Genomic DNA, 13,691 nt, shown 5'->3' with positions numbered 1-13,691 from the left:
GCTGCTCTTTGTAGGAGCCGATTTATCGGCGATTGGGTGCTTGCGGCAACCTTGCCCGCTGCCGCGGGTTCGCCGATGAATCGGCTCCTACCAAAGCCTGGCGTCAGGCCAGGCGTTGGCGGGGCAGGCCCTTGAGATGCAGCGTAAAGGCCACGCCGCCTTCGATATTCCTTGCGCTGGCACTGCCCTGGTGCCGCTCGGCGACCAGGCGGACCACGTAGAGGCCCAGGCCCAGGTGTGGCGCATCGCCCGGGGTGGCCTTGTCGCGCAGGCTGACCAGGGAGTCGAACAGGCGACCCTGCATCGCGGCCGGCAGCGACGGTCCCTCGTTGGCCAGCTCGACATCGGCACCCTCGGCCGTGGGGCTGAGGGTGATGCGCAGCCAGCCGCCCGGCGGGGTGAACGACAGGGCGTTGTCGAAGAGCTTGTCCAGCGCCTGGGCGATCAGCTCCGGCGAGACATGCATCGGTACGGGCCCCGGTGGCAGCACGGCTTCGAGCGTGCGGTCACCGGCCAGGCCGCGATAGCCATCGGCGCAGCCGCGCACGATGTCGGCGAGGTTCACGTCTTCCGCTTCGGCCGAGGCGATCGCGCGCTCCATGCGGCTGGCTTCGCTCATCGCGCGAACCAGCGCACCGAGGCGGGCTACACCGTCGCGTGCACGGGCGAGGTAAGGCTCGGCTTCGGGCGGAAGGCCGGCATGATCGAGGTTGTCCAGCGAGGACTTCACGATCGCCAGCGGCGTGTTCAGTTCGTGCGAGAGCTTGGACGCGAGGGTGCGCAGGTAGTCGGTGTATCCGCCGACGACCTCGAACAGCCGCGCAAAACTGCGTGCGAGGTCGCCCAGTTCATCGGTCGCATCGATCAGCGGGAACGGCCCATCCAGACGTCCGTCATTGTCCTGCGCCCGCTCGGCGGCGTTGCGCAGGCGTCGCAGGCGGAAGGTGAGGCGCGTGGCGAACAGCAGCAGCACGCCACCGGCGATCAGCAGCACGGCGAAGCTGGTCAGCAGCAGTCCGAACAGGGCGCGATTTGCTAGCAGGGGCACGGCGCGACTGGGCTGTTCCAGCAACACCACGCCGCGCAGCTTGCCGCCGCCCTGGATCGGCAAGGCCGCAGCGAGCACGACGCTGCCGCGCGATTCGCCGGCGCGCCACGCGGTGGCCGGCTTGCCGAGCAGCGCTTCGCGCACTTCCGGCAGGTCGATCCGCGGGGCGTCTTCGGCCCAGCCACCTTCGTCGTCCAGCCGCGTCGCCAGCAAGGAGCGATACACCAGCGAGGCGAACCAGCCCGGCCGTTCGGCCGCGGGAAGGTCGGGCAGATCGAGCTTGCCGCTCTGCGCAACCAGCCAGGCATCGGGTGAGAGCACGCGTACACGCACCCCATCGGGTGCCAGGCGCGCCAGCTCCTGCGACAGCGGTGCGGAGAAGTCGAGTATCGGCCGCGTTTCGGCGGTGAGCGGTTCGTTGTCGCCATCGGCAGCGACATGCACGCCGACGCCGAAGTGATCGAGCCGCAGCCCGCGCGGCAGACGGAACTCCGCGCGGAAACCGCTGCCGTCTTCCTGCCATTGGGCGTTGATGCGATCGGGCAGCACGCCAGCCTCGGGGTCGAGCGCGATGGCGGTGGTCGCCCCCGGCGCCGCGCTGGCCATGAGGTAACGCTGCGCATCGTCGCCGCTGGCGATGGAGACGATGAGGTGGTCGGCGCTGAGTGCGAGGCGATCGTCCGCGTCCGCGCGACGGCGATGCGTGGCACGGACGTCGATGTAGAAATACAGCCAGTGATCGTCCTCGGCGAGCATCACGCGTGCGTTCTTGCCGAGCGTCTGCGCCCAGGGACTCAGCGACGCCCAGTCGTCCGCATAGCCGTCCATGGTGATCGCGCTGGGCGTGTGCTGCACATACCAGGCATTGCCGGCCGGCGGCAGCGGCGCATCGACCACGACGAGGCTGCGCGCCAGCGCCCGCGCCGACGCGACCAGCGCCTGCGCCTGGCCTTCGCGCAGCAGCGTTTCCATCTGGCGCACATAGAGCCACCCGGCTACGGGAAGGGCCAGGGTGCACAGGGCGACGAGGAGGAGTTTCTGGCGAAGACTCATGCGTCGTCAGATCGATGTAGGAGCCGATTCATCGGCGATCCCGCGGCAGCGGGCCAGGTTGCCGCGAGCACCCTATCGCCGCTGAAGCGGCTCCCACACAGGGCACAAGCATCGCCGCTGAAGCGGCTCCCACAAAGAGCACGAGCATCGCCGCTGAAGCGGCTCCCACAGAAAGCGGGCGCCGCATCACGAGGTCCAGCGATAGCCTACGCCGTGCACGGTTTCGATCGCGTCGAACTCCGGCGCCAGCGCGATGAACTTCTTGCGGATGCGCTTGATGTGCGAGGTGATGGTCGCGTCGTCGACCACCAGCTCCGCTTCGCGCATCAGCTGGTCGCGATTCTTCACGTGGCCGGGGAAACGCACCAGCGTATGCACCATCCAGAACTCGGTGACGGTGAGCGGAATCTCGATGCCGTTCCACAGGATGCGCATGCGCTCGGATTCGAGCTTCAGCGGGCCGTGCTCGATCACTGTCTCGCTGGATGCCGGGGCCTTCAGCGATTCGATACGACGGAACAGCGCCGCGATGCGCGCCGCGAGCTGGTGCAGGCTGGTGTCCTTGGACAGGTAGTCGTCCGCACCCAGGCGCAGGCCGGAGATGACGTCGAAATCCGAGTCCCGCGCGGTGAGGAAGATGATCGGCAGCGTGGCCGACTTCGCGCGGAGTTCGCGACAGAGGTCGAAGCCGCCTTCCGGCTCGTCGCCCAGGCCGATGTCGATGATGACCAGTTCCGGCAGGCGCATGGCGAAGGCCATCGAGGCCTCCCCGCGTGAGCCGTAGCCGCGGGCCTCGTAGCCGAAGCGGTTGAGCGCCTCGACGTAGTTGGCGCGGATGAGGGGTTCGTCTTCGACGATGGCGATGCTGCGGGCCATGGGGCATTCCGTTGAGGTGATTTGCCAGCGCAGGTTCCTATGCAGGCGGCCCGTCCGCAAGGCCCCGGCGGCGATTGCCCGCGTCTTGCCCTATCTCGCACCCCTGCCCGGCCCGCGCCTACACATTTTGTTTGCCCGGGATTTGCCACAAACAGCCTGCGGATTGCCCGAACCCGGACGCTCCGCCCGCCGCCCGCGGCGTTCAACTAGCCATGACGGCGCGCCGATCCGGCGCCGAGGATTTACACCATGAAAACCAAACCCGACGCCGATAACAGCGAACTGGAACGCGACTTCGAGCCGCTCCGCGTGGCACTAGCCCTCGGCGCGCTCGCGCTCGGCATCCTGTTCGGCATGCACTGACGGGAGACTCCTCATGGATCTTTTCGACGACTTCGTGGAACCGGCCATGGAAGGCCTTGGCGCGGCTGGTGCGCACGGAAGTGCGCCAGCCGTCGGGGCGGGCGAACCCGACCCCGAGTGGTTACCGTTGTAGGAGCCTCAGTCGGCCGCCCGGGCCTGCCCGGCGGCCAGCTGGCCGATCGGCACGAGATTGGTCGGCGTCACTTCGCCGACGGTGACCGTGCCGGCCATGCCGCGGAAGAACTCCTCGCCGTCTTTTGCCAGGGACCGGTTGATGGCAAAGCCGTGCGAACCGGAGACCCGTGAGGTCTCCCCGTTGTTGAACTGGCCGAACCCGGGGCCATCCGGCGGCGTGATCCCGTCGATGAACACCGAGCCGCCGAACAGCGATGCCGCCTCGATATTGCGCATCTCGTTGGTGTAGCGAAGACGCGCACGCCGTCCAGCGACGGCGTCGCTGTATTCATCCTTGAGTGACAGCCAGTACGTGTTCGCCGCGGCGCGCTCGGCCGGCGAGGCCTGTTGATACGCCTGGATGAAGGCGCCTTCGAAACGCGGGTCGTGCCGCTCGTCGGCCAGCGCCAGCCAGGCGATGCCGAGCGGGCGGTTCTGCGGGCCTTCGTCACCATTGAAGTACATCAGCCCGAGCGCGTATTGCGCCGGTTTACTGGCCCAATGGGCCGCGTCCTGCAAGCGCTCACGCGAACGGGCGTTGTGGCCATGACCCAGGTCGCGCGCGGCCGCGCAGAAGTAGTAGTTGCCGGGAATCAGACGCTCCAGGCCTTGAGCGCATCCCTGGATAGTTTGCCGGAGCTCCGCCTTGGCGGCCTCCGATGAGGTGGACGCGGTGTCCTTGGCGAACACGGTGCCAGTCACCGCGCAAAGCAGGGTAAGTGCAGCGATAGAGACGTACTTCATGGGCTTCTCCTGGACGGCTCGCAACGAGCCCTTTCTGGCGGAATCACTCGTCGCGCTTGCGCGTGTCGACCTGGCTGACCGGCACCAACACGGCATCGCCGACGAATACGTGGCTTTCGTAACCGTAGAAATACATGGCCTTCTGCGACTGCAGCATGCGACCGACGCTGAAGCCGCTCTGCAACGGCAGGTTATCCGCGGACGCCATGGCCGACGTCGGCATGAAGACACCATCGATGAAGACGCTGCCGCCGAAATTCGCGGCCCATTCGATCTCTTTGTACGCGCGATCGAACTGGCGCTCGGCACGCGGGCCAGCGACGGCGTCGGCGTAGACCGGCTTCATGTCCTGCCAGTACGCATTGGCCTGGGCGATCTCTTCCGGCGTGGCATGCTGGTAGGCGGAGACGAAGCCCGGCTCATAGGCGGGATCGTGGCGCTCCGCGGCAAGGGCCAGCCAGGCCAGACCCAGCGGCCGGTTCTTCTGTGCATGATCGCCGTTGAAGTACATCACGCCGAGCGCGTACTGCGCCGGCTTGCTCGCCCATCGGGCGGCATCTTTCAGGTTCTCGCGAGCGAGGCCTTCATGGCCGCTCCAGAAGTCGCGAGCGGCTGCACAGAAATAGTATTCGCCCGGAAGGAAGCGCTCGAGGCCGCCCGGACACGGCTGCAGCGAATCGGCGACTTTCTTCTCTTGGTCGGGCAAGGGAACCGGGCGGTCGGCGGCCTGGGAGGCAAACGCCGATACAGCGAGGGCTGCTGCAAGAGTCAATACGGACAACGTTTTCATACGTAGATCCTCGACCGTGACCCACCCCGAGTCTTGATTACAGTACCACCCAGTTCGCTTTTTATTCGTGAAATCTTTTTAATGCCGCCCCTTCGGGCGCAATTAGCTGCGAACGGTCACTTGCCGTCAATCGCCGCGTGCATGCGGCGGATCACGTCGGCGTAGTCCGGGGCATTGAAGATGGCCGAGCCAGCGACAAAGGTGTCGGCACCGGCCGCCGAGATGGCACCGATGTTGTCGGGGGTGACGCCGCCGTCCACTTCGAGGCGGATCTTGCGGCCGCTGGCGTCGATGCGCTCGCGCACCTGGCGGATCTTCTCCAGCGCCGAGGGGATGAACTTCTGGCCCCCGAAGCCCGGGTTCACCGACATGATCAGCACCATGTCGATCTTGTCCATGACGAAGTCGAGCCAGGACAGCGGCGTGGCCGGATTGAACACCAGGCCGGCTTCGCAGCCCTCGCCCTGGATCAGCTGGATGGTGCGGTCCACATGCTCGCTGGCTTCCGGATGGAAGCTGATGCTGCGCGCGCCGGCCTTGGCGAAGTCCGGCACGATGCGGTCCACCGGCTTGACCATCAGGTGCACGTCGATGTGCTCGGTGATGCCGTAATCGCGCAACGCCTTGAGCACCATCGGCCCGATGGTGAGGTTGGGCACGTAGTGGTTGTCCATCACGTCGAAATGCACCCACTGCGCACCGGCGTCGAGCACCTTGCGCGTGTCCTCACCCAGGCGGGCAAAGTCGGCCGAGAGGATGGACGGGGCGATAACGGGAGCTTGCTTGGACATGATCGATACCGTTTTGAGTGGAGGCACAGGCCGGCGGGCTCTGTGTAGGAGCCGATTCATCGGCGATCCCGCAGCAGCGGGCCCGTCACGATAGGACATGGGTCCTTTCCAAGCGTGATCCAGTGGGCTGCGTATTTCTAGTAGATGCCGACGATTTCGCGAGCACCCTTCGCCGATGAATCGGCTCCTACATTTACTATTTAAACCCGCGCTCCGCCTTGATCCGCTCGTAGGCCGCGTTGATTTCGCTGGCCCGCGACTCGGCGCGACGACGCATGTCTTCGGGGAGGTCGCCGAGGCGATCCGGGTGGTGCTCGGAAATCAGTTTGCGGTAGGCGCGCTTGATACCGCGGTCGTCGGTGTCGCGCTGGATGCCGAGCACCGCATACGGGTCGGGGCCCTGCGCACTGCGCTGCGGCGGCACGTAGCCGCCCCCGGTGCGACCCTGGCTGCCGCCGTACGAGCGGCCGCCGGCGTTGGCGTTCCAGGCGTAGCCCTTCATCGCCATGAGCGCCATGAGCTCCATGTCGCTGACGCGCAGGGCGAAGGCGAGCTGGCGCAGGATCGCCATCTTCTCCGGCGACGGGTTGCCCTCGGCGAGCACCGTCTCGATCACCACGTCGATCACGGGGAAGGCGTGGTCGCGGCGATGGCCGACCCACTGACGCAGCTCGTCGATCACTTCGGCCGCGTTGAACTCGGGCTGCTTGCCTTCGTTGAAGGCGTCGACGGCGATCGTGCGCTGCGTCTGGTCCAGGCCCATCCGCGCCATCAGGCGTTCGGCGATGGCGATCTCGGCTTCGGAGATGCGTCCGTCAGCCTTCGCCACGGCGCCGATCAACGCGAACAGCGGCGAGATGTAGCCGCCTTGCGTGGGAGCGCGTCGGCGCTGGCTCTGCTGGCGACTGGCGTCGAACATGAAGCCGAGGGCGCCGCCGATGAGGGCGCCGAGCAGGTTGTGGGTCAACCAGATGCCCGCGACGATGCCGATGAAGGTACCGGTAAAATTCATGGAGCCGCTCTGGATGGAGTTTGCGCGGAGAACCACTGGGCCAGCTGGTCCAGTTCCGCATCGGTGAGTGGGCCGGTGGCCGCGCGCATCACGGGGATGTCGCGGCGGCCGTCGCGGTACTGGCGCAGGGCTTCACGCAGGTAGTCGAGTTTCTGCCCGGCCAGATTGGGTGCGCCGGGAATGCGCGCCATGCCGTCTTCGCCATGGCATGCCGCGCACAGGCCCAGACGCGCCGGCTTGGCAGGCGGCGTGGCAAGGACAGGGGCGGATAAGGCCAGGGCAAGTGCCGCGGTCGTCAGGATTCGCATGGCAGGGCAATGGGGGCAGTAACCGTAAATTCTAGCAGGCCAAATGCCACAGGCCCCGCGGGGCGGGTTGCGAGAAGGGTCTTAGCTTGTGTGGGAGCCGCTTCAGCGGCGATAGGGTGCTAGCGGCAACCTGGCCCGCTGCCGCGGGATCGCCGCTGAAGCGGCTCCCACAATCGCCGATGAATCGGCTCCCACAGTTAGATCGGCTCCCACAGTTACAATAGACGGCTCGAACCGCCCTACCCGGAGTCCCTGCCGTGCCTACGACCTTGAGCCAATCCGACCTGCCTGGCCTGGACCTCATCCATCGCGGCAAGGTCCGCGACGTGTACGCCCTGCCGGGCAATCGCCTGCTCATGGTCGCCACGGACCGTCTCTCGGCGTTCGACGTGGTGCTGCCCGATCCGATTCCGGGCAAGGGCGAGATGCTCACGCAGATCTCCAACTTCTGGTTCGCCAAGACCGCCCACATCATCCCCAACCATCTCACCGGCGAAGACGTCGCCTCGGTGCTGCCGGCGGGTGTGGATGCGGCGCTCTACGCGAAGCGCGCCGTGGTCACCAAGCGCCTGAAGCCGGTGCCGGTCGAAGCGATCGCTCGCGGCTACATCATCGGCTCGGGTTGGAAGTCCTATAAGGCCACCGGCGACATCTGCGGCATCACGCTGCCGGAAGGCCTGCAAATGGCCGCGAAGCTGCCGGAGCCGATCTTCACCCCGTCGACCAAGGCCGCTGTCGGCGACCACGACGAGAACGTCAGCTTCGACGCCATCGTCGCCCTGGTCGGCGAAGACATGGCCAACGCCGTGCGCAAGGCCACGCTGGAAATCTACGCCTGGGCCGCGGCCTATGCCGCCGAGCGCGGCGTGATCATCGCCGACACCAAGTTCGAATTCGGTACGGACGAGAACGGTGTGCTGCACATCATGGACGAGATGCTGACCCCGGATTCCTCGCGCTTCTGGCCGGCCGACGACTACCAGGTAGGCATCAGCCCGCCCAGCTACGACAAGCAGTTCGTCCGCGACTACCTCGAGCAGATCGGCTGGAACAAGACGCCGCCCGCACCGAAGGTGCCGGCCGATGTCATCGACGGCACCGCGGCGAAGTACGCCGAGGCGCTGGACAAGCTCGCCGGCATCCGACTGGACTAAGCTCTCGTCAGACGGTTCTTACGGGGGTACGACCATGCGCGACGCAGCCACCTGGTTCGACAACTACGCAGCCGATCATCAGAACCCGACGAATCGGCTGATTCACTGGATCTGCGTGCCGGCGATCACCTGGACGGTGGTCGCCCTGGTCTGGCTGATTCCGGTGCCGGGCTGGCTCGGCCGTCCGGGCCTGTGGTCGGTGCTGGCCATGTTCCTGGCCTTCTGCTTTTACTACTACCGGCTGTCGCGCCGGATCGGGCTGGCCATGGCCGGCGCCTTCCTGTCGCTGGCCCTGGTCACCGATTCGCTCTACCGCAGCATCGGCAGCAGCGGCCTGCTCTGGCTGGCGATCGGTGTGTTCGTGGTGGCCTGGATCGGCCAGTTCATCGGCCACAAGATCGAAGGCCGCCGGCCCTCGTTCCTGACCGACCTGCAGTACCTTCTGATCGGCCCGGCGTGGCTGATGAGCAAGGCACTCGGCCGTTTCGGCCCGGCGTACTGACGGAAACCACGTGACCCAACCCCTCCTGACCTTCCTCTCCGCCGCTATCTGGTGGGTGATTTACTCCAGCGCCGCCGCCGTCATCCCTGCCCTGATCGTCTGGGTCGCCTTGCGCTTCCTCGAGAAGACGCCGGTGGTGTTCAACCGGGCGTACATGGCCAGCCTGATCTGGGCCCTCGTCGCGGTGCTGACCGGCGGTCTGGTGATCGCCGCCCAGCACGGCCAGGCACCCGGGCAGTCGATCTTCGTCCTGCCCTGGATGCGCGCCTCGCTGGTGCTGGACATGATCATCGGCGCCTTTCTCATCTGGCGGCTGGTGCCGCGCATCGACGCACGCCGGGTGAAGCCGACCAGTGCCTGCATGGCCGTCGCCATCGTCATGGTCGTGGCGATGGTGATCGGAACGACGATCCGACGGTAATGGCTCCAGATCGATAGGAAATTTCTATCGATCCGATCCGATTCATCAGTTGGACTCGGGCGCGGCGATCCCCATAATGAGAGTCATTCTTATTGGAGCGTCCGGCCATGGCCAGGAAGATCAAGTACGCGGCGACGCATTTCAGCATCGCCTTTTCGATGAGCTACGCGGTGAACCAGAACGTGGCGCTGAGCGCCCTCGTGGGTATCGCCGAGCCGCTGGCCTTTGCCTTCGGCCGTGAAGTCGCCCGCGAAACCCGCAACGGCCTGCAGCTAGCGCCCGCCGCCTGAGCTCGCATTCGCGTCGGTGACGGCACGCGTAAACCCTTCGAACGGGATGTCGGTGATGCCGACCAGCCCGATATGCGAGTTCTCTCCATCGAGGATGCGACCGGTCACCGGCTGGTCGACGTACTGGAACCAGTGCGTGCCGACGATGACGCCCGAGGCGGCCGCGGCATTCACGAAGCGCGCGTAGGCCTTGCCCCGCTCTTCCTCGCTGCCCACGGCGGCGACACCGTTGCCGAACGGCCCACGGTCCGCCGAGCCGAAATGAAACTCGGTGATCATCACCGGCTTGTCGAGCTTGCGAAACGCGGCGACATCGAAGCCGTGCTCGGGCAGGTCCGTATAGGTGTTGATGCTGGTGACGTCGGCGTAGGTCGCGCTCGCCTCTTCGGTTTCTGGCGTGCGCACCGCCAGCCTTCCCCCGAGGAAGAGATGATGCGGATCCGCCTTCTTCAGCGTCTCCGCCACGGTGCGGAAGTACTGCCCCGCGTAAAGCTTGAGGAAGGCGATGTAGTCAACGGCGATCGCCGGGTGCGGCTCGTTCGGGTCCGGCGCCTTGAAGCCCTTCGCGGCGACCTGGTCCCAGGATGACGCTTCCACACCCCACGCCCTGGCGAAGTTCGCCACGTCGCCGTGGGTCTTCTTCAGGTAAGCGATGAAGGCCTGCTTCGCCGGGCTTTCCGGCCCTTGCGCGAGACTGCCGACGGCGAGCGCCCAGCGCCCTTGCGGCCCCTGCCCCGCCCACGCGAGTTCGTTATCGGCGAAGTAGCCGAGCAACCAGGGATCGTCGCGCACGCTCTTCGTGGCGGCAGCGACGGCGGCTTCCGTCGCCTTGATGAAACGCGCATCGAAGGGATCGGGCATGCGACCCCAGTAGTCGTAGCCGGTACTGACGGTGTTGAAGTCGCCATGGATGAGGATCGGCACGGTGTAAGCCATGCGATGGTCGCCGGCGAATCCCGGATCGCTCCAGTTACCCAGCGTGTTGAAGCGCCAGGCCTTCAGGCGATCGACCGTGCGTTTGCGCCACGCGGCTTCGGGGTGGTCACCGAGGCTGAGCGCGACGTTGCTCGCATAGACGTCCCACCAGCGACCGTGGTTCATACCGTTGTCGCGCTGTGACCCGGCATCGCTGCGGCTGTCCGACGTGCCACTGAACGCGCCGTTGGCCACGGTCGGGTCGGCGAACATGAACTCGCGGCCCTGCACGTAGGTGCGACCGTCGGTCAGGTTCACGGCATTGACGCCGAGTGAGAAGAACGCATGGCCTTCCGGTGTCACGAGCCACCAGCGATCGCCCTGCTTCTGCGTATGGAACCAGCCGGTCGCTTGCAGTGCGGCGAGGTCGGTACGGCCGCCGTACTTGTCGAGGTTCTTGATGTCGGTGGCGGGTGGCAAGGCGTTCGCGCGCCGCTTGAGCTCGGTGGTGTTGGCGACCTTCTCCGGCCATGCGCTGCGCGTGTATTGGCCCACTCGGTCGACGAGGATGTTGTACGCCTGGCGGAGATCGATATCGTCGGCCACCGTGTCCAGCTTGCCGAACAGCAGTGTCTGCGCCGCACCCGGCTTCGGCATCGATAGCGTCACCGACGTGATCGCACCCGCATCGACATCGCCGTCGACCGTGGTGGCGACAAGCCACTTGTTCCTGTCTTCGTCGAACGGCATGGGCGGACCGACCTGCATGCCGAAGGCACGCGGCGACGTCGGCTTCAGACCCACCGACAACGTCTGCGGCGGTCCCGGCGGCACACCGACCGTGGTCGTGATGTGCTTGCCGTTCGAGGCGATGTCGACGATGAGCGTGACCGGCCACGGCATGCCGTTCTGCACACGCAGCCGCATGGCGCCGTTCGCGGGCCACGCCCAATTCCCCTGCTTCGGAGAGAGCACCAGCGATGGCTGCGCGGATGGCTGGAAGGTCACCGCGACCAGTTCACTCCCATCCGCCGCCTTGCAGATGGTCGGATCCACGGTCGCGCCCTTGGGCGTCATGCGCAAGGCATCCGGATGAGCGAGATCCACCGTCGCGGCCTGCGCCGTCATGGTGGCACCTACAAGCAAGAACGAAAGAAGTGATCGCATCCCCCGATCCTGCCACGTTGCGGGTGTCGATTCAGCGACATCCCCTCACCCCGGTAGGAGCCGATTCATCGCGATCGTTCTTAAACCGCCCGCCCCAACCGCTTCCGCCAAAAATAATAAACCGGCACGCCCAGCGCGATGATCACCAGACTCATCCCGGCATCCCCCGGCTCGGTAATCGCCGTCGCGCCAATCACGCACAACACCGTCACCGTGAAAACCAGGGGCAACACCGGATACCCCGGCACCAGGTACGGCGACGGCTCCGACTTCAATTTCTTGCGATACCAGAAGATCGTCGCGATGCCGAACGCATGCGACAACCACTCACCCACCGTCGTGTAGTTGAGCAGGGCATTGAAGCTACCGGACACCAGCAGCACGATCGCCCAGCCACCGAGCGCGACCAGCGCGAACTGCGGTGCACCGGTGCGCGGCTCGATGCGCGCGATCGGCTTGAAGAACATCCCGTCCGCGCTCATCACCTGCAGCACGCGCGCGCCACCGGCGATCGCGATGCTGCAGTAACCGAACGTGGAACAGGCGATGCCGACCGCGATGATCGTAGCGCCCGACTCACCGAACACGCGACGCATGAGGTCGGCAGCGGGAGCGGTGCTCGCGGCGAGCCCGGCGTGACCGAGCCCGGCCATGTAGGCGATGTTCACCAGCACATAGCAGATGACCACACTGGCCATGCCCAGCCCCAGCGCACGCGGCAAGGTGCGCTGCGGGTTGCGCACTTCACCGGCGAGATCGTTGAGGTAGTGGAAGCCACCGTAGGCGAACATGGCCGGAAGCAGCGCCCCGATGATCGTGCCCGCCGGCACGTCATGGGTCGGGTCGGCGGCGAAGGCCGCGCCAAGATGCCCCTTCGCCAGGAACAGACCGACCACGATGAGCAAGGCCACCGCGCCGAGCTTGAGCACGGTGAAGATGTTCTGCACCCAGGCGCCGGCACGGATACCGAACAGGTTCACCGCGACGATGAAACTGATCGCACCGACCGCCAGCGGCTTTACCCATTCATGCGGCAGACCCATCGCGCGACAGGCGTAATCGGCGAAGGTGGTCGCCACCGCGGCCACACTGCCGGGGTAGTTGATCAGCGCCATGGTCCAGCCGAACAGGAAGGCCGGCAACTGACCGAAGGCCTCGCGCAGGTAGACGTAAGTACCGCCCGCCTGCGGCCGCCGGGCGCCGAGCTCCGCGTAACAGAGCACTCCCGCCAGGGTGAGCAGACCGCCCAGCGTCCAGAGCAGGATGACCTCCCCGCCCGAACTGGTCAGCTGCGCGACGGTGGCCGGCGTACGGAAAATACCCGCGCCAATGACACCGCCAATGACAATCATCGCGGCATCCCAGATGCCGAGGCGACGGAGGTAATGAGCAGGCTGAGGAGCAGACATGCCCGGACGATGCCATAAGAGCAGGGCATTGTGGGAGCGCGCGTGAGGTTTTTCTGACGCTCGGTGTGGGAGCGGTTCCTGTGGGAGCCGATTCATCGGCGATCCCGCGACAGCGGGCCGGCTTGTTGCAAGCACCCTATCGCCGCTAAAGCGGCTCCCACAGTAAGGCGTTAAAGCCAGGTTGCGTTCCAGTAGGGGTAGTCGCCCACTCGTGTCACCAGACCGGCTCGCAATGGATTGGCGACGATGTAACGCGCAGCTGCTTTGACATCGTCGTGTTTGCGCAACGCCCTGTCGTGGAATGATTTCTGCCAGACCGGCGACTTGCGCCCGGTCGATCGCTTGATCGAGCTGGAAACCATGGCCTTGTAGCGACCGACGACACGCGAGAGGTCGCCATCATGCAGTTCGATCAGGCCATGCCAGTGATCGGGCATCAGTACCCACGCCAGGCAGGTGGCGTCTTTCCAGGTCGCGGGGGAATGACAGATGCGCGAGACGCGCCGAGCGATGGCGATATCGCGAAACAGAGGAGCCCGGTTCCAGGCGACCGCCGTGATCAGGTAGATCCGACCGGGTTCGGACACGCGTCCGGCGCGGATATCGCGCGAGTGAGGTGATGGTTTCATCGCCCCACGATGCCGCGCCACGATCACCCGCGCTGCCGGTGGGCA

The 13,691-nt window shown here is 65.9% G+C and carries 14 protein-coding genes; 4 read left to right on the top strand and 10 right to left on the bottom strand.

Translation table 11 applies throughout. The features are described 5' to 3' along the window. Window positions 1–103: 103 nt before the first annotated feature. The 7 genes from BJI69_RS10330 to BJI69_RS10300 form a co-directional block, all read right to left on the bottom strand. A complete protein-coding gene (locus tag BJI69_RS10330) occupies window positions 104–2,101 on the bottom strand; it encodes an ATP-binding protein (protein ID WP_046967899.1) in 1,998 nt (665 codons plus the stop codon). Between the two features lie 186 nt (window positions 2,102–2,287). Beyond that, window positions 2,288–2,977 (bottom strand): proteobacterial dedicated sortase system response regulator, encoded by a 690-nt coding sequence (gene pdsR / locus BJI69_RS10325; protein ID WP_046967898.1) that lies wholly within the window; start codon window positions 2,975–2,977, stop codon window positions 2,288–2,290. Window positions 2,978–3,478: 501 nt separating this feature from the next. After that, complete coding sequence (locus BJI69_RS10320; protein WP_052767207.1) at window positions 3,479–4,258, bottom strand: SEL1-like repeat protein; 780 nt, start codon at window positions 4,256–4,258, stop codon at window positions 3,479–3,481. A gap of 43 nt (window positions 4,259–4,301) precedes the next feature. Continuing rightward, window positions 4,302–5,048, bottom strand: a complete 747-nt coding sequence (locus tag BJI69_RS10315; protein ID WP_052767206.1) for a hypothetical protein — start codon at window positions 5,046–5,048, stop codon at window positions 4,302–4,304. Between the two features lie 116 nt (window positions 5,049–5,164). Beyond that, complete coding sequence (gene rpe / locus BJI69_RS10310; protein ID WP_046967897.1) at window positions 5,165–5,839, bottom strand: ribulose-phosphate 3-epimerase; 675 nt, start codon at window positions 5,837–5,839, stop codon at window positions 5,165–5,167. A 196-nt stretch (window positions 5,840–6,035) separates the two neighbouring features. Further along, complete coding sequence (djlA, locus tag BJI69_RS10305; RefSeq protein WP_046967896.1) at window positions 6,036–6,851, bottom strand: co-chaperone DjlA; 816 nt, start codon at window positions 6,849–6,851, stop codon at window positions 6,036–6,038. Then, window positions 6,848–7,159 (bottom strand): c-type cytochrome, encoded by a 312-nt coding sequence (locus BJI69_RS10300; protein ID WP_046967895.1) that lies wholly within the window; start codon window positions 7,157–7,159, stop codon window positions 6,848–6,850. The genes djlA and BJI69_RS10300 overlap by 4 nt, the downstream gene beginning before the upstream one ends. Window positions 7,160–7,416: 257 nt before the next feature. Here BJI69_RS10300 and BJI69_RS10295 point away from each other — a divergent pair, with 257 nt between their 5' ends. From BJI69_RS10295 to BJI69_RS10280, 4 genes are all read left to right on the top strand, one after another. Beyond that, window positions 7,417–8,313 (top strand): phosphoribosylaminoimidazolesuccinocarboxamide synthase, encoded by an 897-nt coding sequence (locus BJI69_RS10295; RefSeq protein ID WP_046967894.1) that lies wholly within the window; start codon window positions 7,417–7,419, stop codon window positions 8,311–8,313. Window positions 8,314–8,347: 34 nt separating this feature from the next. After that, on the top strand, window positions 8,348–8,815 hold the full coding sequence (locus BJI69_RS10290; RefSeq protein ID WP_046967893.1) for an Mpo1 family 2-hydroxy fatty acid dioxygenase: 468 nt from the start codon (window positions 8,348–8,350) through the stop codon (window positions 8,813–8,815). Window positions 8,816–8,825: 10 nt separating this feature from the next. Continuing rightward, window positions 8,826–9,236: a hypothetical protein gene (locus BJI69_RS10285; protein WP_046967892.1), complete on the top strand. Its 411-nt coding sequence runs from the start codon at window positions 8,826–8,828 to the stop codon at window positions 9,234–9,236. A gap of 107 nt (window positions 9,237–9,343) precedes the next feature. Beyond that, window positions 9,344–9,526: a DUF2061 domain-containing protein gene (locus BJI69_RS10280; protein WP_046967891.1), complete on the top strand. Its 183-nt coding sequence runs from the start codon at window positions 9,344–9,346 to the stop codon at window positions 9,524–9,526. Here BJI69_RS10280 and BJI69_RS10275 read toward each other — a convergent pair. The 3 genes from BJI69_RS10275 to BJI69_RS10265 form a co-directional block, all read right to left on the bottom strand. Then, entirely contained in the window at window positions 9,509–11,608 is a 2,100-nt protein-coding gene (locus BJI69_RS10275; RefSeq protein ID WP_052767205.1) for an alpha-amylase family protein, read from the bottom strand. The two genes, BJI69_RS10280 and BJI69_RS10275, sit on opposite strands and share 18 nt — an antisense overlap. Window positions 11,609–11,688: 80 nt before the next feature. After that, entirely contained in the window at window positions 11,689–13,017 is a 1,329-nt protein-coding gene (locus BJI69_RS10270) for an APC family permease (protein ID WP_046967890.1), read from the bottom strand. Between the two features lie 170 nt (window positions 13,018–13,187). After that, window positions 13,188–13,646 carry an REP-associated tyrosine transposase gene (locus BJI69_RS10265; protein WP_046967914.1) on the bottom strand — a complete coding sequence of 153 codons (459 nt, stop codon included), beginning with the start codon at window positions 13,644–13,646 and terminating at the stop codon, window positions 13,188–13,190. Between the last annotated feature and the right edge of the window lie 45 nt (window positions 13,647–13,691).

The organism is Luteibacter rhizovicinus DSM 16549, assembly GCF_001887595.1.
In the GTDB taxonomy this organism is placed as follows: domain Bacteria; phylum Pseudomonadota; class Gammaproteobacteria; order Xanthomonadales; family Rhodanobacteraceae; genus Luteibacter; species Luteibacter rhizovicinus.
This window is presented reverse-complemented; position numbering and strand designations above follow the sequence as displayed.

What these genes read in the sequence shown, in the direction of transcription:
- BJI69_RS10330 (WP_046967899.1), bottom strand. Translation starts at nt 2,101, where the DNA reads ATGAGTCTTCGCCAGAAACTCCTCCTCGTCGCCCTGTGCACCCTGGCC.
- pdsR (WP_046967898.1), bottom strand. Translation starts at nt 2,977, where the DNA reads ATGGCCCGCAGCATCGCCATCGTCGAAGACGAACCCCTCATCCGCGCC.
- BJI69_RS10320 (WP_052767207.1), bottom strand. Translation starts at nt 4,258, where the DNA reads ATGAAGTACGTCTCTATCGCTGCACTTACCCTGCTTTGCGCGGTGACT.
- BJI69_RS10315 (WP_052767206.1), bottom strand. Translation starts at nt 5,048, where the DNA reads ATGAAAACGTTGTCCGTATTGACTCTTGCAGCAGCCCTCGCTGTATCG.
- rpe (WP_046967897.1), bottom strand. Translation starts at nt 5,839, where the DNA reads ATGTCCAAGCAAGCTCCCGTTATCGCCCCGTCCATCCTCTCGGCCGAC.
- djlA (WP_046967896.1), bottom strand. Translation starts at nt 6,851, where the DNA reads ATGAATTTTACCGGTACCTTCATCGGCATCGTCGCGGGCATCTGGTTG.
- BJI69_RS10300 (WP_046967895.1), bottom strand. Translation starts at nt 7,159, where the DNA reads ATGCGAATCCTGACGACCGCGGCACTTGCCCTGGCCTTATCCGCCCCT.
- BJI69_RS10290 (WP_046967893.1), top strand. Translation starts at nt 8,348, where the DNA reads ATGCGCGACGCAGCCACCTGGTTCGACAACTACGCAGCCGATCATCAG.
- BJI69_RS10280 (WP_046967891.1), top strand. Translation starts at nt 9,344, where the DNA reads ATGGCCAGGAAGATCAAGTACGCGGCGACGCATTTCAGCATCGCCTTT.
- BJI69_RS10275 (WP_052767205.1), bottom strand. Translation starts at nt 11,608, where the DNA reads ATGCGATCACTTCTTTCGTTCTTGCTTGTAGGTGCCACCATGACGGCG.
- BJI69_RS10270 (WP_046967890.1), bottom strand. Translation starts at nt 13,017, where the DNA reads ATGTCTGCTCCTCAGCCTGCTCATTACCTCCGTCGCCTCGGCATCTGG.
- BJI69_RS10265 (WP_046967914.1), bottom strand. Translation starts at nt 13,646, where the DNA reads ATGAAACCATCACCTCACTCGCGCGATATCCGCGCCGGACGCGTGTCC.